24 protein-coding genes are annotated in these 25,158 nt (G+C 44.9%); 4 read left to right on the top strand and 20 right to left on the bottom strand.

Going from position 1 to position 25,158, the window contains the following annotated elements; all coding sequences use genetic code 11:
- Positions 1–122: 122 nt before the first annotated feature.
- Positions 123–1,103 carry a phosphoserine phosphatase gene (serB, locus tag AB4185_RS01060; protein ID WP_017058828.1) on the bottom strand — a complete coding sequence of 327 codons (981 nt, stop codon included), beginning with the start codon at positions 1,101–1,103 and terminating at the stop codon, positions 123–125.
- A 109-nt stretch (positions 1,104–1,212) separates the two neighbouring features.
- Here serB and AB4185_RS01055 point away from each other — a divergent pair, with 109 nt between their 5' ends.
- On the top strand, positions 1,213–1,824 hold the full coding sequence (locus tag AB4185_RS01055) for a YtjB family periplasmic protein (protein WP_372106446.1): 612 nt from the start codon (positions 1,213–1,215) through the stop codon (positions 1,822–1,824).
- A 127-nt stretch (positions 1,825–1,951) separates the two neighbouring features.
- On the opposite strand, the gene deoD is transcribed toward AB4185_RS01055, so the two are convergent.
- From deoD to AB4185_RS00995, 12 genes are all read right to left on the bottom strand, one after another.
- A complete protein-coding gene (deoD, locus tag AB4185_RS01050) occupies positions 1,952–2,671 on the bottom strand; it encodes a purine-nucleoside phosphorylase (RefSeq protein ID WP_017063285.1) in 720 nt (239 codons plus the stop codon).
- 65 nt (positions 2,672–2,736) lie between these two features.
- A complete protein-coding gene (locus AB4185_RS01045) occupies positions 2,737–3,957 on the bottom strand; it encodes a phosphopentomutase (protein WP_372106448.1) in 1,221 nt (406 codons plus the stop codon).
- 76 nt (positions 3,958–4,033) lie between these two features.
- Positions 4,034–5,362, bottom strand: coding sequence for a thymidine phosphorylase (deoA, locus tag AB4185_RS01040; RefSeq protein WP_372106449.1), 1,329 nt, complete (start codon positions 5,360–5,362; stop codon positions 4,034–4,036).
- Between the two features lie 223 nt (positions 5,363–5,585).
- On the bottom strand, positions 5,586–6,362 hold the full coding sequence (gene deoC / locus AB4185_RS01035) for a deoxyribose-phosphate aldolase (protein ID WP_010436196.1): 777 nt from the start codon (positions 6,360–6,362) through the stop codon (positions 5,586–5,588).
- 520 nt (positions 6,363–6,882) lie between these two features.
- Positions 6,883–8,145 (bottom strand): NupC/NupG family nucleoside CNT transporter, encoded by a 1,263-nt coding sequence (locus AB4185_RS01030; RefSeq protein ID WP_017058833.1) that lies wholly within the window; start codon positions 8,143–8,145, stop codon positions 6,883–6,885.
- Positions 8,146–8,349: 204 nt separating this feature from the next.
- On the bottom strand, positions 8,350–9,162 hold the full coding sequence (locus tag AB4185_RS01025) for a TatD family hydrolase (RefSeq protein ID WP_372106451.1): 813 nt from the start codon (positions 9,160–9,162) through the stop codon (positions 8,350–8,352).
- Entirely contained in the window at positions 9,143–9,298 is a 156-nt protein-coding gene (locus AB4185_RS01020; protein ID WP_157938685.1) for a DUF5363 family protein, read from the bottom strand. Before AB4185_RS01020 ends, AB4185_RS01025 begins: the two co-directional genes overlap by 20 nt.
- Positions 9,299–9,403: 105 nt before the next feature.
- Positions 9,404–10,984, bottom strand: coding sequence for a peptide chain release factor 3 (prfC, locus tag AB4185_RS01015; protein WP_017063282.1), 1,581 nt, complete (start codon positions 10,982–10,984; stop codon positions 9,404–9,406).
- A gap of 172 nt (positions 10,985–11,156) precedes the next feature.
- Entirely contained in the window at positions 11,157–11,612 is a 456-nt protein-coding gene (gene rimI / locus AB4185_RS01010; protein WP_372134678.1) for a ribosomal protein S18-alanine N-acetyltransferase, read from the bottom strand.
- Positions 11,605–12,003 (bottom strand): DNA polymerase III subunit psi, encoded by a 399-nt coding sequence (locus AB4185_RS01005; RefSeq protein WP_017063280.1) that lies wholly within the window; start codon positions 12,001–12,003, stop codon positions 11,605–11,607. Before AB4185_RS01005 ends, rimI begins: the two co-directional genes overlap by 8 nt.
- A 198-nt stretch (positions 12,004–12,201) precedes the next feature.
- Positions 12,202–12,705, bottom strand: coding sequence for a GNAT family N-acetyltransferase (locus AB4185_RS01000; RefSeq protein WP_017063279.1), 504 nt, complete (start codon positions 12,703–12,705; stop codon positions 12,202–12,204).
- On the bottom strand, positions 12,689–13,216 hold the full coding sequence (locus AB4185_RS00995) for an SCP2 domain-containing protein (RefSeq protein ID WP_029235120.1): 528 nt from the start codon (positions 13,214–13,216) through the stop codon (positions 12,689–12,691). Before AB4185_RS00995 ends, AB4185_RS01000 begins: the two co-directional genes overlap by 17 nt.
- A 258-nt stretch (positions 13,217–13,474) precedes the next feature.
- On the opposite strand from AB4185_RS00995, the gene AB4185_RS00990 reads away from it, so the two are divergent.
- The 3 genes from AB4185_RS00990 to AB4185_RS00975 all read left to right on the top strand — a co-directional run bounded on the left by AB4185_RS00990 (position 13,475) and on the right by AB4185_RS00975 (position 17,593).
- Positions 13,475–15,514: a bifunctional diguanylate cyclase/phosphodiesterase gene (locus AB4185_RS00990; protein ID WP_017068226.1), complete on the top strand. Its 2,040-nt coding sequence runs from the start codon at positions 13,475–13,477 to the stop codon at positions 15,512–15,514.
- A 168-nt stretch (positions 15,515–15,682) separates the two neighbouring features.
- The gene (locus AB4185_RS00980; protein WP_017059238.1) at positions 15,683–16,696 is read left to right on the top strand and encodes a peptidase U32 family protein; all 1,014 of its coding nucleotides are present in this window, start codon (positions 15,683–15,685) and stop codon (positions 16,694–16,696) included.
- Between the two features lie 18 nt (positions 16,697–16,714).
- Positions 16,715–17,593, top strand: a complete 879-nt coding sequence (locus AB4185_RS00975; protein ID WP_017059237.1) for a U32 family peptidase — start codon at positions 16,715–16,717, stop codon at positions 17,591–17,593.
- Positions 17,594–17,678: 85 nt separating this feature from the next.
- Here AB4185_RS00975 and AB4185_RS00970 read toward each other — a convergent pair whose 3' ends face one another.
- From AB4185_RS00970 to rbfA, 7 genes are all read right to left on the bottom strand, one after another.
- Positions 17,679–19,016 carry an MATE family efflux transporter gene (locus tag AB4185_RS00970; RefSeq protein ID WP_017065966.1) on the bottom strand — a complete coding sequence of 446 codons (1,338 nt, stop codon included), beginning with the start codon at positions 19,014–19,016 and terminating at the stop codon, positions 17,679–17,681.
- 89 nt (positions 19,017–19,105) lie between these two features.
- Positions 19,106–19,513 (bottom strand): MarR family winged helix-turn-helix transcriptional regulator, encoded by a 408-nt coding sequence (locus tag AB4185_RS00965; protein ID WP_017056675.1) that lies wholly within the window; start codon positions 19,511–19,513, stop codon positions 19,106–19,108.
- Between the two features lie 153 nt (positions 19,514–19,666).
- On the bottom strand, positions 19,667–20,590 hold the full coding sequence (gene nlpI / locus AB4185_RS00960; protein WP_017059235.1) for a lipoprotein NlpI: 924 nt from the start codon (positions 20,588–20,590) through the stop codon (positions 19,667–19,669).
- A 124-nt stretch (positions 20,591–20,714) separates the two neighbouring features.
- Positions 20,715–22,835 (bottom strand): polyribonucleotide nucleotidyltransferase, encoded by a 2,121-nt coding sequence (pnp, locus tag AB4185_RS00955; RefSeq protein ID WP_017059234.1) that lies wholly within the window; start codon positions 22,833–22,835, stop codon positions 20,715–20,717.
- A 378-nt stretch (positions 22,836–23,213) separates the two neighbouring features.
- Complete coding sequence (gene rpsO / locus AB4185_RS00950) at positions 23,214–23,483, bottom strand: 30S ribosomal protein S15 (protein ID WP_010436144.1); 270 nt, start codon at positions 23,481–23,483, stop codon at positions 23,214–23,216.
- A 218-nt stretch (positions 23,484–23,701) separates the two neighbouring features.
- The gene (gene truB / locus AB4185_RS00945) at positions 23,702–24,655 is read right to left on the bottom strand and encodes a tRNA pseudouridine(55) synthase TruB (RefSeq protein WP_017059233.1); all 954 of its coding nucleotides are present in this window, start codon (positions 24,653–24,655) and stop codon (positions 23,702–23,704) included.
- Complete coding sequence (gene rbfA, locus AB4185_RS00940; RefSeq protein ID WP_017059232.1) at positions 24,655–25,068, bottom strand: 30S ribosome-binding factor RbfA; 414 nt, start codon at positions 25,066–25,068, stop codon at positions 24,655–24,657. The genes truB and rbfA overlap by 1 nt, the downstream gene beginning before the upstream one ends.
- Between the last annotated feature and the right edge of the window lie 90 nt (positions 25,069–25,158).

The raw sequence follows: 25,158 nt of genomic DNA, 5'->3' as shown, positions 1-25,158 counted from the left end.
CCTCGAGTGGCGTATTAACTTAAGCATGAAAATTGAAAAAGCAGGCTGATAGCCTGCTTTTTTTGTGTCTGAGCCACTATTGCTAAATAAGATACATAGCCAATAGCACTTAGGTAGAGCCCCTAAGGTTTCGCTTGCCAGCTGATCTTCTGTTGCTTAGCCAATACACCCGACAAGATACACAGCACACCGCCTAAACCTGCGTAACGAACAGCAGTTTGAGCTTGCTGCTCTACTTTTGGTTTTGCGTGGTAGGCAATGCCTAAACCTGCAGAGCCCATCATCACCAAGTCATTGGCACCATCACCAACGGCAACGGTATTATGTAGTTCCAATTCGTACTCTTCAGCCAACTCTACCAAGATATCCGCTTTGGTCTGCGCCGAAACAACATCGCCTAAGACTTCACCCGTCAACTTACCGTTGACGATCTCAAGCGTGTTTGATTGAGCATGGTCTAGATCAAGGGTATCTTTCAGGTAGTCAGAGAAGTAAGTAAAACCGCCTGATGCAATCGCCGTTTTCCAGCCAAGCTTATTTAGAGTATTCACCAGCCCGACCAAGTCTGGCATGAATGGCAATGACTGACGCACTTGCTCTAATATCGATTCATCCGCACCTTTCAGTGCTCCTACTCGCTGGCGTAGGCTCTGTTCAAAGTCGAGCTCGCCTTGCATTGCTCGTTCTGTGATTTCAGAGACTAACTCTCCCACTCCAGCTAGCTTGGCAATCTCATCGATGCATTCAATTTGAATCGCTGTGGAATCCATATCCATCACGATCAAACCTGGCTTAGATAAGTCTGGTACCTCGCTAAGGCAAGCATAATCAAGCTTTAGCGCTTGGAGGATTTCTTCGTGTGCTGGCGTTAGATTGCCTGACATCAAAGCCACTTCATAATGCCCAACCTTCCACGTATCGAGGATGGTGTTGTAAGTGCCAGTGAAAAAGTCGATGTCATCGAAAGATTGTGGAGATAGGTACTCACCAAACACAATCCAATTGGCCTTGGATTTAGCGAGTTGAGAAGCGAAACGAGTCTCGGGGAGTCGAGTTAATAATGTCGTATGCCTTTTTATCGGCAGATATTTCTGAGCGTCCATGTGTATGATTCCTAATTAACTATGCTAAACGTTAACCTATTGCAATTTGAAAACGCAAGTCTCAATATGTCTTAATCATAACATTTGTTTATTTCAGGCTTCGTGAAACATGAATGAATCATTGTTCTCAATACGTAACGCTTTACGAATGCTAGCCCTCATTTTGTTGGCTACCATGTTCGTTGTAACGATTAAAAATACGGTCGTGATCAGTAAAGGTAACGAGAAGATCCAAGCAAAACAGTTGGAAACTCTTACCAAGCTGCTTATCTCTCAGGCATCACTTTCAGCCAGCAAGATGATCACGCAACAAGACCAAGAGCGATTGCTTGATCTGACTAACCAGCTATCTCAAGACCGACTGGTGTTCGATACCACCATCTATGATGCAGAGGGTATTCGACTGGCTTCGAGCGAAAAAGCCCTCTCGGTACGTGAGGTTCTTGGCTTAGATACGCCACTTTCAACAGCAAGTATCGGCAGACAACAGTTAGTTGAACCTATTTATTCTCCAGAGAAAACGATCATCGGCTTTATTCGAGTGACTTTTGAAACCGGTAAGATGACGGCGATTTCTGATCACCACTACCGCAAAAGTGATCACTACATGATCGGTATGGTGTTGATGGGGTTTGTGAGTGGCGTGTTGTTCATCATGCTGATTCGCAGAAGACCAACTAAGTCTGGTGAGAACTTACTATTGAAAAATGTAAGCTCATAAACACACTAGGCTGACAATAAATACTAGACTCAGAATAAGTACAGCAATCCAATAAAAAGCCCCGACGCTCAGGCAGCAACGGGGCTTTTTGTTATCTGTTAACTTATCAAGCTAAGACAAATCAAGATTATTCTTGGTCACCAAGCAACACTGAGTCTAGTGCGATAACCATCATGTCGTTGAAAGTCGTTTGACGTTCATCTGATGTCGTTTGCTCACCAGTCTTGATGTGGTCAGAAACAGTACAGATCGTTAGAGCTTTTGCGCCGTATTCAGCACACACACCATAGATGCCAGCCGCTTCCATCTCTACGCCAACAATGCCGTATTTGTCCATTACTTCGAACATCTCTGGATCTGGCGTGTAGAACAGCTCAGCCGAGAACAGGTTACCGACTTTTACGCCGACACCGAGAGCTTTGGCTGCATCTTCTGCCGCGCGCACCATTTTGTAATCCGCAATCGCCGCAAAGTCATGATCTTTAAAGCGAATACGGTTCACTTTAGAGTCAGTACATGCGCCCATGCCGATCACCACATCACGCACTTTGATATCTTCGCTCACTGCACCACAACTGCCCACACGAATGATCTTCTTCACACCAAAGTCTTTGATCAGCTCAGTCGCGTAAATAGAACAAGATGGAATGCCCATACCGTGTCCCATTACCGAAACCTTACGACCTTTGTAAGTACCGGTGTAACCAAACATGTTGCGAACGTCGCACACTTGAACCACTTCTTCTAAGAAGGTTTCAGCGATGTATTTAGCACGTAGCGGGTCACCTGGCATTAAAACTACGTCAGCGAAATCACCCATTTCAGCATTAATATGTGGAGTAGCCATTGAAAATATCCTTAATCTCAAAACAAAAAAAGAAGAGAGAGGTTTCCCTCTCTCTTCGTTAACTATTATAGAAAGCTTGTACCGTGTCCCATTGGCGATGTACCAAAGTATGACGCTAAGCTTTGACCGATATCAGCGAACGTATCGCGACGGCCTAAAGAACCGGCTGGAACCTTCTGACCGTAAACAATCACAGGGATGTGCTCACGAGTATGGTCTGTACCTGGCCATGTCGGATCACAACCGTGGTCAGCCGTTAGGATAAGCACATCATCTTCTTTCATCATATCGATGATTTCATTGATGCGACCATCGAAGTACTCAAGTGCCACTGCATAACCAGCAACATCACGGCGGTGGCCGTAAGCTGAGTCGAAATCAACGAAGTTAGTGAACACGATAGTGTTGTCGCCTGCTTCATTGATCGCTTCTTTTGTTGCTTCAAATAGCGCAGGAATACCTGTTGCTTTGGTTTTCTGAGTGATGCCACAACCCGCGTAGATATCAGAGATCTTGCCGATTGAGTGAACGTTACCGCCCTTCTCATCAACCAACTTCTGAAGAATGGTGGCTGCAGGTGGCTCAACAGAAAGATCACGACGGTTACCAGTACGTTCGAATTGACCTTTACCTGGGCCAATGAACGGACGAGCGATAACACGACCAATGTTGTAGTCTTCTAGCTCTTCACGAGCAATCTGACAAAGGTCTAATAGGTTTTGCAGGCCGAATGTCTCTTCGTGACAAGCGATCTGGAAAACAGAATCTGCAGAAGTATAGAAGATAGGCAAGCCAGTCTTCATATGCTCTTCACCTAGGTTATCTAGGATTTCCGTGCCAGATGAGTGGCAGTTACCTAAAAAACCAGACAGGCCTGCACGCTCAAGGATGCGGTCAGTCAGTTCTTTTGGAAAGCTGTTCTCTTTGTCGGTGAAGTAGCCCCAGTCAAACAGTACAGGAACACCCGCAATTTCCCAGTGACCTGATGGCGTGTCTTTACCAGAAGACAGCTCAGCAGCGTGACCGTAAGCGCCAATGATCTCAGCGTCTGCATCCATACCAGGAGCAAAGCGACCTGTAGACTCTTTGTGAGCCATCGCTAGACCTAGCTTAGACAGGTTTGGCAATGTCAGTGAACCTTTACGATCTGCATTGTCTGCAAGACCTTGGTCACAATGATCTGCGATGTGGCCCATAGTGTCAGAACCTACATCACCAAATTTGTCTGCATCCGCTGTTTCACCGATACCGAATGAATCTAAAACTAAAATAAATGCTCTTTTCATTTTCTTCACCAACTTATTGCTCTTTGCACCAGAACTCTGTTTATCGGCATACACGAGGTATGCCGATACCTGTTATTTACACGTCTTCAGAACGAATCTGACGGTAAACGTCTGGCGTTGCTGTATATTCTCCGCCCACAGTGATTGCATTTTGTAATGCTGTTGCAGCTTCTTGCCACTGTTGTTCGTTGCGAGCATGAATCATTGCTAATGGTTTATCTTCACTTGCTACTTCGCCAAGACGAATGAAGTGATCAAAACCGACTGCGTAATCAATGCTGTCAGTTGCTACGCGACGACCGCCGCCCATACCAACCACAGCCATACCAATTGCACGAGTATCCATTGCTGATACCACACCGCTTTCTAGCGCGTACACTGGTTTAATAATTTCTGCTTTTTCTAGGTAGTTATCGTAGTTCGTTACGAAATCAGCTGGACCGCCAAGGCCCGCTACCATCTTACCGAAGCACTCTGCTGCTTTACCGTTATCCAGTACTGTCATCAGTTTTTCGCGCGCTTCGTCTGAATCTTTTGCAAGGTTACCCAACACCAGCATTTCAGCACACGATGCCATCGTAATTTCTAGCAAACGTGGGTTACGGTATTCACCCGTTAAGAATTGAACCGCTTCACGAACCTCTACTGCGTTACCCGCTGAAGAAGCTAGAACTTGGTTCATGTCCGTTAGGATTGCTGTTGTTTTAGTACCTGCACCATTTGCTACTGCAACGATAGATTTCGCTAGCTCTTCTGACGCTTCGTAAGTCGGCATGAATGCGCCTGAACCTACTTTTACATCCATCACTAGGGAATCAAGGCCAGCAGCCAGTTTCTTAGATAGGATTGAAGCCGTAATTAGCGAGATGTTATCTACGGTTGCTGTGATATCACGAGTCGCGTAAACACGCTTGTCAGCAGGCGCTAGATCGCCTGTTTGACCGATGATAGCCACACCAGCATCTTTCGTTACTTCACCGAACACTTCGTTGGTTGGTGTAATGTTGTAACCCGGGATAGATTCTAGCTTGTCTAGCGTACCGCCAGTGTGGCCTAAACCACGACCAGAGATCATTGGAACGAAACCACCACATGCTGCCACCATAGGGCCAAGCATCAGAGAAGTTACGTCACCAACACCACCAGTAGAGTGTTTATCAACGATTGGGCCATCAAAGTTCATGTGGCTCCAGTCAATCACCATACCTGAATCACGCATTGCACACGTTAGTGCGATACGTTCTGGCATCGTCATTTCATTAAAAAAGATAGCCATTGCGAATGCGGCAATTTGGCCTTCAGAAACCGTGTTTTTAGCAACACCTTGAATGAAGAAGTTAATTTCTTCAGCTGTTAGGACTTCACCGTCACGTTTTCTGCGGATAATTTCTTGAGGTAGATACATTAGTGCCTCCCAAACTCTAGTGAGTATGGTTTGTAGGGAAAAGAGGTAATATGGAGTGGCTTGACGCCACTCCATCAAACAGACTTATTATGTTCAATACTCTAAATATTTGGCGTTGCAGTTAGGCGACCAGTGAGTTCATTCCTATGAGCATAGAGGCTCTATGTGATTAGGAGGAACTTACGCAGTCAACAACGCTGCGGTGTCAAATATGACGAGTAAATTAGTATGCTGCTGGATCAGCAGTCTGGTCTGTCACTTCTAATGTATTAAGAAGGTTAGTTAGTAGGCTTGAAGCACCAAAACGGTAGTGCATGTTGTCTGCCCACTCAGCGCCTAGTAGCTCATCAGCCATTGCTAGGTATAGTGCTGCATCTTCAGCAGTACGTACGCCACCAGCTGGTTTGAAACCAACTGTTTTAGCAACACCCATGTCACGAATAACTTCAAGCATCATGCGCGCGTACTCTGGAGTCGCGTTTACTGGCACTTTACCTGTTGAAGTTTTGATGAAGTCTGCACCTGCTTCGATACAGATTTGAGAAGCTTTCTTGATTAGTGCTTCTTCTTTCAGTTCACCTGTTTCGATGATCACTTTAAGCGTGATGTCACCACAAGCTGCTTTACACTGTTTAACTAGCTCAAAGCCAACTTCTTCGTTGCCAGCAATAAGAGCACGGTATGGGAATACTACGTCAACTTCGTCTGCGCCGTACGCTACCGCTGCTTTTGTTTCTGCAACAGCAATTTCGATGTCGTCATTACCATGAGGGAAGTTAGTTACAGTCGCAATGCGTACTTCTGGAGTACCTTGCTCACGCAACGCTTTCTTAGCTGCTGGGATAAAGCGAGGGTAAATACAGATTGCAGCGGTGTTGCCTACTGCAGTCTTCGCGTCATGACAAAGCGCCACTACTTTTTCAGTAGTATCGTCGTCATTTAGCGTAGTTAGGTCCATAAGTTTAAGTGCACGTAGAGCTGCTGCTTTTAAATCGCTCATTTCTATCTCCGATCAATATATTCAAATAGTTAACTACTTCGCCCTCCATCCAGTATAGATGGATATTTTAGTAATGCTCAGTAGCCACAAATGAACGGACTTGGTTCCCTGAAGACTTGATAACTTTCGCTACCAATTGCAATCCTTGTCACCGCACAGTACCAGTTTGGTCTATGGCACAACAAATCAGTCATGTTGTGTCTAACATCTATAGCGTATCGCTAATTTTGGCTTAATCCCAGAAGAATAACGTTCGAGTTGATTTCGAGGTTACTTTCTTGCCAACAGAGACATCCTATCCCTTTAGCTTATACATTATAGGTATCCATCAATAAATTGTAGTGCTCCTTAGAACGCAAACGGTTTGTATCTCAAAAAAACATTCTAGACCCTACATCGAATCTAAGCATAAGCGCGTGCATATACTAAAAACGGTAGGCCTAAAAACAAAAAAGCCCCGCAGCAATTTCTTGCTACGGGGCGATATTATTATGGCGTCTATATATCGATTTCTAACTAATTAGAAAGACAGGAAGAAGCCAGCAATTGTTGCTGCCATCAGGTTAGATAGAGTACCAGCAATTACCGCTTTAACACCCATACGTGCGATGTCGTGGCGACGGCTTGGTGCAATACCACCTAGACCACCTAGAAGAATCGCAATTGAAGAAAGGTTTGCGAAACCACATAGTGCGAATGCGATGATAGCTTGAGTCTTCTCAGACATCACTTGACCAGTTGCTGCAACAACTTGAGCGTTTTCACCAACGTATGGTACGAAGTTTAGGTATGCAACGAATTCGTTAACAACTGTCTTCTGACCAATGAAAGAACCAGCGATAGTTGCTTCTTCCCATGGAACACCAATGATGAATGCTAGCGGTGCGAAGATCCAACCTAGAAGAAGTTCTAGAGTTAGGTTTTCCATACCGAACCAACCACCGATGCCACCTAGGATACCGTTGATTAGAGCAATTAGACCGATGAATGCTAGTAGCATTGCACCAACGTTAAGTGCTAGTTGTAGACCAACTGATGCGCCACCTGCTGCTGCGTCGATAACGTTAGCTGGTTTGTCATCGCCACCGTCCATTTCGTCAGCGATGTTGTCGTCTGGCGTATCTGTTTCAGGCTTGATGATTTTAGCGAATAGTAGACCACCAGGTGCTGCCATGAATGACGCTGCAACTAGGTACTCTAGAGGTACACCCATAGATGCGTAACCTGCTAGTACACCACCAGCTACAGAAGCCAAACCACCACACATTACTGCGAATAGTTCAGAGTTAGTCATTTTAGGAACAAATGGACGAACAACTAGAGGTGCTTCAGTTTGACCAACGAAGATGTTTGCTGCTGCAGACATAGACTCGGCGCGAGAAGTACCTAGAGCTTTCTGAAGACCACCACCAAGAACTTTGATTACAATTTGCATAACACCAATGTAGTAAAGTACAGAGATAAGTGCAGAGAAGAAAATCAGAGTTGGTAGTACTTGGAAAGCAAAGATGAAACCGATACCGTCAACTGAGAAGTTAACTAGGCTGCCGAATAGGAAACCAGTACCGTCTTTACCGTAGTCGATCACGTTTGCTACACCAGCAGAGAAACCTGCAAGTAGATCACGACCCCAAGGGATGTAAAGTACGAATGCACCAAGTGCGAATTGGATAGCGAAAGCGCCACCCACTGTTCTTAGATTAATAGCTTTGCGGTTGTCAGATAGTAGTACTGCGATTGCGATCAGTGCAACCATTCCGACTAGGCTCATAAACAGGCTCATAGTTTATGACTTCCTTATTAGTTATTTATTGGCGTGTTACAAAATGGGGCTATAAAGCGGAGGCAATTATACTCATGCGACCACTAATAAAGTAATGCCGTCCTCACACTTTCGTAGAAGATTCATGTACCATTCACACACAAATGTGACCCAAATCACAAGCTCAGTGCAATTTACGCAAACGATAAACAAAAACCTTCGATTTTATTCACATATACCGAATGCGCGATGGCTATTTTGCCAAATTTGCGCTGCAATCGATTGCTTTGGCTCTTTTCTAAGCAAAAAAAGTTCATTTAAGATCGTAACTAAATATTTGGAATGATTAACATTTCCTTGGTTTCCATACATGGGCATGTCCGGAGCATCCGTTTCCAATACCAGACATTCAAGGGGCAATTTTGCGATGGTTGTGCGTGTTTTTTGCGCTCTTGGGTAAGTTATCGTTCCACCGACGCCAATATAGAAACCGAGCTTGATCCACGCCAAAGCTTGCTGTTCACTCCCAGAAAAACCGTGAATCACACCACCTAAGGTGAACTTATGCTGCTTTATTAGCTCGATAAGTCGGTTGTAAGACTTCCTCTCATGGATGATTAAAGGCAGGTCAAACTCCTTCGCAAGCTCCATTTGTTGGATGAAAAAGCGCTCTTGTTTCTCTCGTTCAACGTCCACAAAAAAGTCGAGCCCGCACTCACCTATCGCGACACATTGGCTGTTTTTTGAAGCGAGTAATTGGTGAAGTTCTTCAAATTGCATCTCATCCGCTTGCTCTAAAAAGTAAGGATGAAAGCCTAATGCGTAGTAAACATTGGGGTGAGATTGAGCGATTTCATCGAGCTTCCTCCAGTTACTTTGGCCAATAGAAGGGATGATTAACTTCTCGACTTGAGCTTGCTTTGCTTCTTTAAGATAGCCATCAATACTTTGTTCAGGTGTAAAACCTTGCTCAAACGCCTCAAAATCCGCGTGGCAATGAGTATCAAACAGCGGAAAGTCACTTATTTGCTGTGTCATCTTCCCTACTCTCTGTTTGTTTCCCTTGAGGATCACGGCGATAAGCAACACAACTGCGCTTGTTCTCAGGCGTTAACCCAAGCTCTTCACACCACTTATCGTATCTTTTAACCCAAGTTTTTATCCAACCCAACATAACTGCCTCTAACCTCAGCCTTTAAACCTCAAATAAAACGCATTAAAAAACGCCTATTGCAGAACAATAGACGTTTTTGTTTAACTCTAATAGATCGCTGAGAAATTAGTGCTCGCGCGTCGCTCGGAATTGAACTTCAGGGAAACGTTCAGAAGCTAGGTTCAAGTTCACCATAGTTGGTGCGATGTAAGACAGGTTGTCACCGCCATCTAGCGCTAGGTTAGATTGGTTCTTACGTTTGAATTCTTCTAGTTTCTTAGCGTCATCACATTCAACCCAACGAGCTGTTGCAACGTTAACACCTTCGTAGATAGCTTCTACGTTGTATTCCGCTTTCAAGCGCGCTACAACCACGTCGAACTGAAGGACACCAACCGCACCAACGATCAGGTCGTTGTTCTGCATAGGACGGAATACTTGTACTGCGCCCTCTTCTGAAAGCTGAACTAATCCTTTTAGAAGTTGCTTCTGCTTCAGTGGATCGCGTAGACGGATACGACGGAATAGCTCAGGTGCGAAGTTAGGAATACCAGCGAACTTAAGGCTCTCACCTTGAGTAAAGGTATCACCAATCTGGATAGTACCGTGGTTATGTAGACCGATAATATCACCCGCGTATGCTTTTTCAGCACGCGCACGGTCGCCCGCCATGAAGGTTACCGCATCCGAAATACTTACGTTCTTACCAGTACGAACATGGTTCATCTTCATGCCTTGGTCGTAAGTACCTGATACGATACGCATGAATGCGATACGGTCACGGTGTTTTGGATCCATGTTTGCTTGGATCTTAAACACGAAACCAGAGAATTTCTCTTCTGTCGCTTCTACATCACGCTCATTCGCTTGGCGCGTTTGAGGTGCAGGAGCCCACTTCGTTAGACCATCAAGCATGTGGTCCACACCAAAGTTACCCAATGCAGTACCGAAGTAAACCGGCGTTAGCTCACCAGCAAGGAACAGTTCGTGATCAAACTCCGGACAAGCACCAATAACAAGCTCTAGTTCTTCACGTACGCTTTCCGCAAGATCAGCACCTACCGCTTCATCTAGCTCAGGGTTGTCCAAACCTTTAATGATGCGAACTTCTTGAATCTCATGACCGTGGCCAGATTCGTACAAGATCGTTTCGTCACGGTGAATATGGTAAACACCTTTAAACTCTTTACCACAACCGATTGGCCATGAGATCGGAGCACAGGCCATACCTAGCTCGCTTTCCACTTCATCAAGCACTTCCATCGGGTCACGAACATCACGGTCAAGTTTGTTCATAAACGTTACGATTGGAGTATCACGAAGACGTGTTACTTCCATCAGCTTACGAGTACGGTCTTCGACACCTTTAGCAGCATCGATAACCATCAAACAAGAATCAACCGCTGTTAGCGTACGGTACGTATCTTCCGAGAAATCTTCGTGTCCTGGAGTATCGAGTAGGTTTACTAGGCAATCATTGTATGGGAATTGCATTACCGACGTAGTTACCGAGATACCACGTTCTTTTTCCATCTCCATCCAGTCAGATTTAGCGTGCTGGTTAGAGCCACGGCCTTTTACGGTACCCGCTTTTTGAATCGCGTTTCCGAATAAAAGAACTTTTTCAGTAATCGTGGTTTTACCCGCATCCGGGTGAGAGATAATCGCAAACGTTCTACGTTTGCTCACTTCTTGTTGGAAAGACATAGTCGCCCTTTGCTGATCTAAAGCGTAAAAAGGGCAAGTAGATAATACTTGCCCTTGAATTCTGTGTGCGGATTATACAGAAAGCGTATCACTTTCTAAAGGGTCAGTTTACACCCTATTTTTTGGCTAATTTTGTGATTAGCTATCTAGTTAGCGAAAAGACGTAACATGACTAGCTAAAAGACATAAAAAGATAGCTCATAATGATGGCATCTTCGTTGCCTTGTTTAGTTGGATAGTAATTACGACGGCGATCAACTTCGTTGAAGCCTGCCTTTTCGTAAAGATTAAACGCATTCACATTACTTTCGCGAACTTCTAGCCAAGCGCTTTCCGCACCAGCTTGTTCGCACATATCAAGGAAATGTTCAGTTAGTGCCTTACCATAACCTTTGCCTTGCTTGCTTGGGTCTACCGCGATATTAAGCAATGTGACTTCGCCAACGATGTTTTGCGCGAAGAAGTACCCAACCACTTGCCCATCGACTTCAAGGACATGGTGACAAGCGCCTCGGCTATCAAGATCTCGGATCATATTTTCAGACCAAGGGTGAGAATGCGCGGCCTGCTCTATCTTCCAAATGGCGTCTAGGTGTTGTTGTGAAGTCGGTAAAAATTGATTAGTCATAAGCACAAATTTGTTGCCATAAGTCGCGGCGGTGTTGGTTGTTACCGTTAATGTCAGACAGTAATGGCGATTGAAGTGTTTTAGCCTTCAGCTCTTGAGCCGACTCACAACCAGCAAACCATATCCACTCAACCGAACCTAAATCCACAGTAGACAAGTGTTGCGGTTGAAGGTGTAAAGCCTGAGATAAGTCGAGCTTGATACTTTTGAGTACTCGCTCAAACATCACGGCGAGATCTTCCTGAGGTTTTTCAGGCGAAACCAACAGTAACTTGCAATCGCTCGAGAGCGGAGTCAATTCAGATTCATAACCTGCTAAACGCTCTGGGTGACTTAATTCCCATTGGCTAATGCCCATCTCATGTAGGTATTGCGCGTGTGTTTGTGACATATCTAGCGGTAGTAACCTTAAGTTTATTGGAGCCAAAGTTTATTGAAACCAGAAGTTTGTTAGAACTAGTTTTGTGAAAGCTGCCTCTATTGAAAGAGCGCTTATTAGAGCAGGGCTGATACTAACAAAAAATAAAGGAGCATCAAGCTCCTTTATTTAGACTAAATCAGTTTGTATCTTATTGCGTGATAAATCAGCTTATAAGTCGTTGAACTCGGGGCTGTAAGCAATCTCACCAGCATGTCCAGCAAACGCACCGTTTACCAATTCAATCGCTTGGAAAGCACCTTCAGGCACATCCCAAACACAACTCAGGCCAAACTCGCTCGCAGCCTTGAAACCAAAGCGGCTGTAATAAGCAGGGTCACCCAACACAACGCAAGCTGGGTAACCAAAATCAACCAAAGTGGAAAACGCATCTTCAACTAGAGATTTGGCAATGCCTTGGTTGCGGAACTCTTCTTTCACAGCGAGAGGCGCAAGCCCTTGCCAGTTATGATCGTCGCCATCAAGAGTGATAGGGCTAAACATCAGGTGACCAACCACCTCGCCTTCATCAGAACAAGCCACCAGCGATAGCGTTAAATGGCTATTCTCACGCAAGCTCATAACCAAGTTAGCTTCTGCATCTGTTTCAAAAACAGATTTCAATAAACGATCAATGACAAGTATATCTGCCGGTGCTTCAGTTCGAATAAGCATTCATTACCTCACTTTGTGTATCTGGGGATTGTACTCCCTTCTGCACAAAATCAGCTAATTGATTTAACAAAGTTTTCATAGGAGTCGGCAATAAGTCCAAATCTACGCTATCCATCAAGTTTTTAACTTCTAAACCGAGCTCGGTATCGCCTTCAATAGACAGTCTACGTTGGAAGAAAAGCGTATCTGGGTCTTCTTTACGCCCCGCAATCAACACAAGATCGTTAAGATTGCCGCTAAAGCTTACATCTTCAACCACCTCTTTATCAGCTACAACCAGTTGCTCATTTTTGTAGCTAATACACCAACTTAACCCCATGTCTTTTATTGAGACTTTCAGCCATTTGTCTTCTAAAAACTCAAAGTCACCGTCCTCTAAAGCTTCCTTGAATACATTCTTAAGCGCCTCCAATAAGGCTCTTTTTTGTACTGTTTTAGGCAATAACTGGACTGGAGATCGCAAAATTGATGCGGCATTTTGAACTAGTTGAGTGCGAATCTTGTTTATCACGTGACTTATCCGTAACTTTGTCAATAATATGGAATGCATCATAGATGATGTTGAGATCTCAGTTACTGTTATGTATCAAATTAACTTCTGTTTGATACTCGACCTTTAATATCCTGAAAATCACAGTTATAGTAACTCAGGTAATGAGAATTACAGCGGATCGCTGCACTCACAGGTAAATATCGATAGCCACACAAAAAGTAATAAATATTTATCGATAGTGAATATTCAAGCTCTTGGAGAATTGGTAGTACTTTGATGCCTCCCCAACAACTACAACATTGGTTTACCCAGCTAACTGCAAATAGTCCGTTCTTTTTTGCAGTACTTGATGCTCAACATAACTATTTTATGGTGAATGAGCGTTACTGCGATATTGCTGGTTTGAGTCAAACAGAGCTTGCAGGCATGAATGATCGCCAAACATTGGGCGAACAGTTCTACCAACATCTCAAGCCTTACTATGAGCGTGCATTCAGTGGCGAAACGATTGAGGCCGAAGTCACCCTCAACGAAACAGACCTCGATACCAGCCTTCATTTCAGCCTATCTCCGCTTACCAATGGCAACAAAACCGACTACATCGTCTTTCACGCCTTCGACACATCAGAAAACCAAGTACTTGTCCGTTCTTTAGAAGAATCCGAAGCCAAATTCCACAAACTATCTCAACTACTTCCAGATGGATTACTGCTCGTTGAAAGTGACTACATCTTGTCATCTAACCCAGCAGCAGCGCGCTTGCTTGGCTTTAACTCAACCACAGAGTTAATTGGTGAAGAGTTGGGACGCCTATTTATCGATGAACAAACCAAAACAGTCTTCAATAATAACCTCAGCTCTATTATTTCTGAGTCTGGTTTGGTTTGCTTAACGGGTGCACGATGCGGCTTTGAACGTAAGGTTCAGCTCAACATCGACTCCACCACTGTTCTTGGAAGCAACACTCAGTTGGTGCTTATCCAAGACGCACAAGAAACCGCAAAACAATACACACCAGCAAACAGTGAAGATGCCTACATAGATGCACTGACCAAACTCTACAATCGAGTTGGGTTTACTAAGCGTCTTGAGCAGTTCATTCACAACGATACGCCGGTGGTGATGCTCTACTTAGACATTGATAACTTTAAAAATATCAATGACTCACTTGGTCATCACATCGGTGACAAGGTGATTAAAGAGGTCGCTTCGCGTCTTAAACGCTTACTGCCTCGTAAGGCCGTGATTGGACATTTAGGCGGGGATGAGTTTGGTATTATCCTTCCAGAACCTGAACATCAGCGAACACCTGAAATGCTCGCTGAAAAGATCATTTCCCTGATCAATCAACCCTTCGATCTTCACCACTTTAGCAAGCGCTTAGCCTGCTCTATTGGTAGTGTGAGCTTTCCTCAAGATGGTACTGATGCTCGTATCTTGCTGCAAAATGCAGACACAGCAATGTATGAAGCGAAAGATCGTGGTCGTAATCGTCTGATCAAGTTCAACGAACAGATGAATAAAGAAGCGCGTATGCGACTGTGGCTTGAGATAGAGCTCCAAAAAGCACTGCAACAAAATGGACTTGAGGTTTGGTATCAACCGAAAGTGAATGCCCGTGATTTCACCATCAACGGCGCTGAAGCTCTGGTACGTTGGAAGCATCCTGTCGAAGGTTATATCAGTCCGGCCGCGTTCATTCCTGTGGCGGAACGAGCAGGGCTTATTGAACAACTTGGCCGAGTGGTAATGCGTGAAGTATTTGCTACGGTTAAGCGCTGGAAGATGCAAGGTATCCTTCCAGGTCGAGTGGCTATCAACCTTTCACCAGAACAGTTTGGTAACCCGAAACTGATTGATTACATGGAAAAGCTACTGCGTTCGACCGAGCTTGATCCAAGTGCGATTACGTTCGAGCTAACGGAAAGTGCGGTGATGAGTGATAGTGAACACACACTCCAAATGCTTAACGCCATCAAGAAACTTGGCTTTGCTCTCTCCATTGATGATTTTGGTACAGGTTACTCTTCACTGTCTTACCTTGCTCGCTTCCCAATTGATGAGCTTAAGATAGACCGTGCTTTCATCTCTGATATCGATACCCTACCAAAGCAAATCACCGTAATTGAAAACATCATCAACCTAGGTAAATCTCTCGATTTGACCGTGGTTGCTGAAGGTGTCGAAACCAGTGAGCAAGCAACTCTGCTATCGAACCTCAACTGTAGTTCGATTCAAGGCTTCCACTTCTACCGTCCGCAACCAAAACAAGATGTCGAAGAGTTGTTTGCCCAAAACCGCCGTCATAAGAACTAATCAAGTACCTCATATTTAAACTAAGCCAACATGTAAAACGGTCACTCGTCAGTACCTCAAACGGAGTAAAAGCAGATTTATCCATCTAAACCTGCCTTACATCAATTCCGTCATTCACAATTCTTCATAAAATGCTCGCTTCAACTTAATTCTACTGGTAGTGAGCAAATGGAACTCTTATGCCCAGCGGGTAACTTACCTGCTTTGAAAACCGCTATTGATTGTGGTGCGGATGCTGTCTATATCGGATTCAAAGACGATACCAATGCCCGACACTTTGCAGGCCTAAACTTTGCGGGTAAAAAGCTCGATCGTGCTGTGCAGTATGTGCATGACCACAACAAGAAAATTCATGTTGCCCTAAATACGTTTGCTCACCCAAATGGCTTCGACCGTTGGACTAATGCCGTAGACAACGCCGCTGCTCTGGGTGTTGATGCGCTGATCATCGCAGACATCGCGGTGCTTGAGTACGCAGCAAATAAGTATCCAGATCTAGAACTGCACCTATCAGTGCAAGCATCTGCGACCAATGCGGCGGCTATCGACTTCTACCATAAAAACTTCAACGTTAAGCGTGTCGTACTACCGCGTGTGTTGTCGATTCATCAGGTCAAACAGCTTTCTCGTAACATCACTTCTGACGTTGACCTTGAAGTATTCGCTTTTGGTAGCTTGTGCATCATGGCAGAAGGCCGTTGCTACCTCTCTTCATACATGACAGGCGAATCACCAAATACTGTTGGTGCTTGTTCTCCGGCGAAATACGTTCGCTGGCAAGAAACAGAAACTGGCCTCGAATCTCGCTTGAACGAAATCCTTATCGATAAATATGAAGCAGGTGAAAACGCAGGTTACCCAACGCTGTGTAAAGGCCGCTTTGAAGCAGATATCGATGGTGAACGTAAGCGCTATCACGCACTTGAAGAGCCAACCAGCCTCAACACGCTATCCATGCTGCCTGAGCTTTTCGCGGCGAACGTTGCCTCAGTGAAGATTGAAGGTCGCCAACGCAGCCCGGCTTATGTTGAACAAGTCACTCGTACGTGGCGTGCAGCTATCGATCGCTACTTAGCGAACCCAGAACAATACCAAGTGGAACAAGCTTGGAATGCGACACTGGCGAATGTATCGGAAGGTACACAAACCACGCTTGGCGCTTATCACCGTAAATGGCAATAGAGCCAAATGGAGAACTCAATGAAATACGCATTAGGCCCTCTACTTTATTTTTGGCCAAAACAAGACGTTGAAAGCTTCTATGAGCAAGCGAAATCAAGCTCTGCCGATATCATCTACCTAGGTGAAGCGGTGTGTTCAAAGCGTCGTGAGATGAAAGCGAAACACTGGATGGACATTGCTAAAGAGCTGTCTGCTTCAGGTAAGCAAGTCGTACTTTCCACCATGGCATTGCTAGAAGCACCAAGCGAAGTCAACATCATGAAGAAGTACATCGATAACGGTGACTTTGCGATCGAAGCCAATGATGTGTCTGCAATTCAACTGGCCAGCGAAAGCAAAGTACCTTTCGTGGTTGGCCCGGCAGTAAACACCTACAACGCACGTACCCTGAACCTATTCTTGAAACAAGGCATGACGCGTTGGTGTATGCCGGTTGAGCTTTCTCGCGAATGGCTAAGCAACGTAATGACCCAGTGCGAAGAGCTAAATATTCGTAACAAGTTCGAAGTTGAAGTGTTTAGCCACGGCTACCTGCCGCTTGCTTACTCAGCACGCTGCTTTACCGCTCGCGCTGAAAACAAAGCTAAAGACGATTGCGAAACCTGCTGTATCAAGTACCCAACAGGGCTACAAGTAGAAAGCCAAGAAGGCCAATCAGTCTTCAACCTTAACGGTATTCAGACGCAATCAGGCTACTGCTACAACCTAGTCAATGATTTACCGAACATGCACGACCTGGTTGATGTGGTTCGTTTAAGCCCTCTCGGTATCGATACCTTCTCTGAAATCAATAACTTCAGAGCGAACGAGCAAGGTCAAAAACCGATGAAGATTGAAAGCCGCCAATGTAATGGTTACTGGCATCAGCTTGCAGGTTTAGACGTTAAGAACATCTAGTTCCTCGCATTGGACTAACCAGCAACAGATACAAAAAAGGTCTAGCGTTCGCTAGACCTTTTTAATGCGACTTAAGAAACACGGCCTATGCCGTCGCTGTTTCCATCGGTGAGGCATCGAGCTTCTTTAAGTCTTTGTAGAGCATTACCATCACCACCACACTTAGTGCGATGTTAGACAGTGGGTACGCAATCCAGATCCCCGGCACACCATACAACTTAGGCATAATGTACAAGAACGGTAGTTGGATAAGCATATTACCTATAGTCACAAACATCGCCTTGCTGCCCTTGTTCACCGCTTGATAGTAAGCAGCTGCGACTACCAAGAAGCCATCCAGCGCCAGTGCAAACATGTGAAGGCGAATACCCAACACGGTGTACTCAACCAACTGAGGTTCGTCTGAGTTAAATACTGATACAAACTCACGTGGGAACGCATTGAGAAGCAGCACGAACGCCACACCAATCAATACCGAACTCATCATCGCAATCTTAAGTAGCTTGCGGATGTTTGCTTGGTTACGCGCACCATGGTTGTAGCTCACCAATGGTTGCATGCCGTTGGCGATACCTTCAGCCGTGAGATAATAAACCGTCACGATGTAGCCCAAAATCGCGTAAGCACCGATCATCAACTGGTCGCCATATTGAGAGAACAACGCATTGTGCAACGCCACCATCATCGAACCATAAGCGTACATAAAGAAGCTTGATGTACCAATGGCGAAGATTTGTGGAATCACATCCAGCTTCAATCTCAACTCATTCCAACGTAAACGTAGGTTTGCTCGACGCGAGAAGAAGTAAGCCAAGCCGAGAGCCGTTACTACAAACTGGGCAATCGCTGTTGCTAATGCTGCACCCATCAACTCCCAGCCATAGAGAGCGATAAACAGGTAATCGAGCACGATATTAATCACCGCACCAACGATCATCAGTATCGTCGCTAAGTTCGGACTGTCATCGTTACGCAGTAGAAACGGCATCGCGATCGAACCTAGCGTGAAGACACTAGCACCAATCAGAATGTGTAAGTACTGCAGACCAAGTTCATACACTCGCCCTTCAGCGCCCTGCCAAAGCAAGAAGTTATCAGCAAACAAGAACAGCAATGCAGAGACAATAGGCGTTATCGCTAACAACAAGGTTAAGCCCGTTGCTAAGATCTGCTTAGCGCCTTGAGTATCTTTTTCACCTTGGCGAATCGAGACAAGCGCACCTGTGCCCACACCCACCAACATACCAATACCAAGAATCGAACCAATCACAGGCCACGCAACATTGATACCTGCAAGTCCATCAGCCCCCACATAGCGGCCAATGAAGATGCCATCCACCACTTGGTACAGGCCATTAACCAACATGGCCGCCACGGTAGGGATTGTGTATCGCCAAAATTGACGACTAATTGAGTTACTCATTTCTTACTCTACTTTCATTTGTGAGTCGCATATCAACAAGATATGACTCGAAAAATTAGTTAACAAGGCTAACTAAATATCTAAATTATTTACTTTAAAGCTTTATTTAATAATAGGTTTAACTGCTGAGATTCTTGCTCAGACAAACGGCTTTCCAGTATCTGTGCCATGACCTGATAGATCTTACTTTCTTCTTCCAAGCCGACTTCCGCTTTGCTGGTCAGTACGACCAACTTAGACCTCGCATCTTCGAGCGAAGCTTTACGCTCAACGAGACCTTTTCTCTCTAACCTTTGAACCATAGTAGTTGCTGAAGGCTTGGTTACTTGCATTTCAATCGCCAGATCTGTCAATCGGATCGGTTCAGGAGAGGCTTGAATGACCTTCAAATAGTCATATTCATTGAAGCTCAATTGGCAAATAGGATCTTCATTTACCTGAGTGCGCCATATCTTAGAGGCGAAGCGCTCAATCTTTTCTAAATTCTGGTTCAGCATACTCACCTAATCAAAGAATGGCATTTAGTTAGCAAGACTAACTATTTTAGTGTTGTTTAAATAAAAAGCAATCAAAACGAGATGAAGATCATAAAAAAGGAGCATAAAAAAACCGCTGACAGGCAGCGGCTTTTCGGAATCAAAATGTGTTGCTTACTTAGCGTTAGCTTCTTCTTCGGCCTCAGCTAACTTAACTTGTGCTAAGTGCTCAGCTTTAAGCGTGGTGAAGATACGGCTTAACTCTAAGAAAGAGTAACGGTGTTCTACGTATTCATACACGTTAAAAGAAACCGCTAACTTGTACAAAGAGATAGCATTCGCGTAATCACCATTCATATGGTAACGCTTAGCAAGGTAGAAGTACGTCTCTGTTAGACGCTGCGCAAGTAACGTGTTGTCACGAGTACCGGTTAAGATCGCCTTGAAAGCCTGCTCTTCAGTAATGTCATCAAGCATAATCGCGACTAATACCCAACCCCACTGCTCATCACGGCTCTCGTAACGTTTTTGCAAATCAAGCTTAGCCTGCTCTGGCGTCAGCTCATGCTGAATGATGTACAACCACAGAGCGCGAAACGGATCGCTAGGATCGTCGGCATAGTGCTTCATCATCTCTTCATTGGCTAAGTCGTAACGCTCGCCATAGTAAAGCGCGATAGAGCGGTTCCTTTCTGCGTAAGAGTTTGCAGGATCAAGCTCTAACGTAGAATCAAAAGATTCATAAGCCGCATCAAACTCCCCTACCTGCGTAAAGTAAACACCCAAAAGATTGAAGATATCAGGTTGAGCAGGGTTCAATGAAAGAGATTGGTTGAAGTCGAGACGCGCGAGATCACGCAGGCCAACACTGTCGTAGTAGTTACCACGTTCAAACAGCATCTTAGCTCGAACTTCATCGTTCAAATCTGGGCGCTGTAATAACTGACTAAGACGTGCAATTTGAACTTCTTGCTGAACGCTTGGTTGCAGTGGCACAGCCATCGGTGGATAAACCCAACTTGAGGTGTTATCTGATGTTGTCGCACAACCTGTTAGTACAAGCAGTAAACACATACTCGCGGTTTGAAACCATTTCACAAATAATTACTCCTGTTATGACCGCAATAAAAAAGGGGAGCGATATGCTCCCCTTTATAACATGCTTTGTTGACGATAGGTTAGAAATCACTAAAAAGCGATATCACCATCGACACACTGAGAATTACTCAGCAGCAGGTGCTTCGCCTTCAGCTGGCGTTTCAACTGCTTCTTTCATGCTTAGACGTACACGGCCTTGACGGTCAATTTCAAGAACCTTAACAGGAACTTCTTGACCTTCAGTTAGGTAGTCAGACACTTTCTCAACGCGCTTGTCAGCGATTTGAGAGATGTGTACTAGACCATCTTTACCTGGAAGGATAGTAACGAATGCACCGAAGTCAGCTAGACGAGCAACTTTACCTTGGTAAATGCGGCCAACTTCAACTTCAGCTGTGATCTCTTCGATACGACGGATAGCTTCTTTAGCAGCTGCGCCTTCAGTAGCAGCAATCTTGATTGTGCCATCGTCTTCGATTTCGATTGTAGTACCAGTTTCTTCACAAAGAGCACGGATAACTGCGCCGCCTTTACCGATAACATCTTTGATCTTATCAGAGCTGATTTTCATTGTGTGGATACGTGGAGCGAATTCAGAGATATCTTCACGAGCACCAGAGATAGCTTCATCCATTACAGAAAGGATGTGCTTACGTGCACCTTGCGCTTGGTTAAGTGCAATTTGCATGATCTCTTTAGTGATACCTTCGATCTTGATGTCCATTTGAAGTGCAGTGATACCAGCGTTAGTACCTGCTACTTTAAAGTCCATGTCACCTAGGTGATCTTCGTCGCCAAGGATGTCAGAAAGAACAACGAAATCGTCGCCTTCTTTAACAAGACCCATTGCGATACCCGCAACAGAAGCTTTGATTGGAACACCAGCATCCATAAGAGCTAGAGATGTACCACATACAGAAGCCATTGAAGAAGAACCGTTAGATTCTGTGATTTCCGATACAACACGAACTGTGTATGGGAATTCTTCAACAGAAGGCATTACTGCTTGGATACCACGTTTAGCAAGCTTACCGTGACCAATTTCACGACGCTTAGGAGAACCAACGAAACCAGTTTCACCTACACAGTATGGAGGGAAGTTGTAGTGTAGAAGGAAGTTGTCTTTCTTCTCACCCATCAGGCTGTCGATGATTTGAGCATCACGTTGTGTGCCAAGCGTTGCAGTAACAAGTGCTTGAGTTTCACCACGAGTGAATAGAGAAGAACCGTGTGTACGTGGAAGAACACCAGTACGTACGTCTAGCGCACGAACCATGTCTTTTTCACGGCCATCGATACGTGGGTTGCCAGCGATGATGCGGCTACGTACTACGTTTTTCTCTAGAGAACCAAGCATGCCGCGGATTTCGCGCTCATCTAGGTTTTCGTCTTGTGCAATTAGAGCTTCAACAACGTCGTTCTTGATTACGCCAACTTGCTCGTAACGAGCCATTTTCTCAGTGATCTGGTACGCGTCAGATAGACGAGTTTCAGCAAGTTCAGCAACTTGAGCTTTAAGCTCAGTGTTAACTGCTGGTGCTTCCCAGTTCCAAGATGGAGTTGCAACTTCAGCAGCAAACTCGTTGATTGCTTTGATTACAACTTGTTGTTGGTCGTGACCGTAAACAACAGCTGAAAGCATTTCTTCTTCAGATAGGTTATCTGCTTCAGATTCAACCATAAGTACTGCGCCTTCTGTACCAGACACAACTAGGTCTAGTTTAGAGTTTTCAAGCTCAGTATTTGATGGGTTAAGAACAAGTTCGCCGTCGATGTGACCAACACGTGCAGCACCGATAGGACCATTGAATGGAGCACCAGAGATAGCAAGCGCAGCAGATGTTGCGATCATAGTGATCATGTCTGGGTTTACGTCAGGGTTGATAGAAACAACCGTAGCGATAACTTGAACTTCGTTTTTAAACGCACTTGGGAAAAGTGGACGAATTGGACGGTCAATCAGACGAGCTGTTAGTGTTTCGCCTTCAGATGGACGACCTTCACGCTTGAAGAAACCACCAGGGATTTTACCCGCAGCGTATGTACGCTCTTGGTAGTTTACTGTTAGTGGGAAGAAGTCTTGACCTGCAACTGCTTCTTTCTTAGCAACAACAGAAACGAATACTGAAGTATCGTCCATAGTCGCCATTACAGCAGCAGTAGCTTGACGTGCAATTACGCCCGTTTCTAGAGTAACGGTGTGGTTACCGTACTGGAACGATTTTACAACTGGTTTTTCAAACATTGTATATCCTTAGCTCTAAAGTCAGACTTTAGATTAAGTGAATAATGACTCAAGACATTACCAATCGCGACTAGTGAAAAGGGACTTAGGATGGTGACTCTTTGTATGTGTTCATACGCCGAATTAAGACCAAATCCGCCTTTGAATAGTCGCGACCTATTGGCCGACATCTGTGACTGTAATCTCTTGAGAGGTTGATTGCCAAACGCTGAAAACGCTATAGGCGGGCGTAGTATAAACTATTTTTATTAGGAGATATATTTCCTATCAGAAAAAGCCAGATGATATTCTGAGCATCCAGCCTAGCATTTTCTTACAGGCACAAAAAAAGGAGCATAAATGCTCCTTTTCTTCAAACTGTCTTTGCAGACATCGCTATTAGCGACGTAGGCCTAGACGCTTGATTAGGTCTTGGTAACGAGCAAGGTTTTTGCCTTTCAAGTAATCAAGAAGCTTACGACGGCTAGAAACCATACGTAGTAGACCACGACGGCTGTGGTGATCGTGTTTGTGCGCTTTGAAGTGACCTTGTAGGTGGTTGATAGAAGCAGTAAGTAGTGCTACTTGTACTTCTGGTGAACCTGTGTCGCCTTCAGATTGTGCGTATTCTGCAACGATTGCTGCTTTAGTTTCTGCATTCAGAGACATAATTCTCTCCTGATAAGAGTAAGTTTATATTTGTAGCAGCCAATCTCTGATTCAGCCGCTACGCGAGCCGAGGATTATAGGGAAGTTTGTCAGTTGGTGCAATAACAATCGAACCCATTAAAAACAAAAAAAGCGAACCACCTAAATTAGGCGTTCGCTTTCTGTCTTATTTGCTCGCATTTCAAGGCAAACCGCTAAGATCTGACTCGATATAAGCGCTAAGCTTGTGGCTCTTCATCTCTGAAAACAACCAAACGCTTCGGTGCAACTCGGCCATCTTCAGCAATCTGAGCTACGCCGACAAACAGCTTCTCTTCGCCACTTGTCATACGAACCGTGCCTTCAGTTGGCGCACCAGCAACCTGAACTGGCATGCCGTGCTGAACTAGGTCAGTCAGTTCCGCGTTCAGGTTTACTTCTGGTAAGTCTTCAACGGCAGTGTCCATTGGCATCAGCAGTGGATCAAGCAGCTCTTTCGGTGCAATTTCTTGCGCCTGTGCTTGCTCTAAGATCTCGTTTAACTGCTCCAAAGTCACCATACGCTCGTATGGGTACTTCGCGACACCTGTACGACGAAGCATGGTCACGTGAGCACCACAACCTAGCATCTCACCAAGATCGTCGGTAATTGTGCGGATGTATGTGCCTTTCGAACAATGCACTTCCATTTCAACTTCATCACCTTCAAAGCGAAGCAGTTCAATAGAGTACACAGTGATCTTACGAGACTCACGAGGAACCTCAATACCTGCACGTGCGTATTCGTACAAAGGCTTACCTTGATACTTCAATGCCGAAAACATTGATGGTATCTGATCGGTTTCACCCTTGAAGCTCGCAATGCAACGCTCAAGCTGTTCTTGAGTCACGTTAACATCACGTGTCTCTACCACTTCACCATCAGAGTCAGAGGTATTGGTACGCTCACCAAGCTTAGCGATAACAACGTAGCGCTTATCAGAATCTAGAAGAAACTGAGAGAACTTCGTCGCTTCACCAAGACAAATTGGCAGCATGCCAGTCGCAAGAGGATCCAGAGCACCGGTGTGCCCTGCCTTCTCTGCAAAGTAAATACGCTTTACTTTTTGCAGTGCATCATTAGACGAAATGCCAGTCGGCTTATCTAATAGAATTACCCCGTTGATAGGGCGACCTTTACGACGGCGAGCCATTACTCTTCGCCCTTAGACTGAGCTTCGTCAGTGCGGCCAGCTTCTTCTTGCTTACGCTTATCATCGTTCAGAACTTCACTTACTAGGTTAGACATACGCATGCCTTCTACTAGTGTGTTGTCGTAAGTAAAACGAACTTCAGGCGTTAGACGGTGGCGAATACGCTTACCAAGAGCCATACGAACTGGCACTTCATGCTCTTTAAGAGCTTTAAGGCATGATTCAGGAGTTTGCTCACCAACACACAGGAAAGTCACGAACACTTTTGCGTAAGCAAGGTCACGAGACACTTCTACGTCTGAGATAGTTACCATACCAATACGTGAGTCACGAACTTCACGTTGTAGGATAAGAGCAAGCTCTTTTTGAAGCTGCTGAGACACACGTTGTGTGCGGCTAAATTCTTTTGACATTTTCTTTTCTCACTTAGAAAGATGGGGGGCTTGGTAATTACCAGCCCCCCATGGTGTATTCAACAACCGATTACTTATTACCTTTACTAG

The organism is Vibrio sp. 10N.286.48.F5, assembly GCF_041469785.1.
GTDB lineage: Bacteria > Pseudomonadota > Gammaproteobacteria > Enterobacterales > Vibrionaceae > Vibrio > Vibrio crassostreae_C.
Note: the sequence above shows the minus strand (reverse complement) of the source record. Positions and strands in the feature narration are given on the sequence as shown.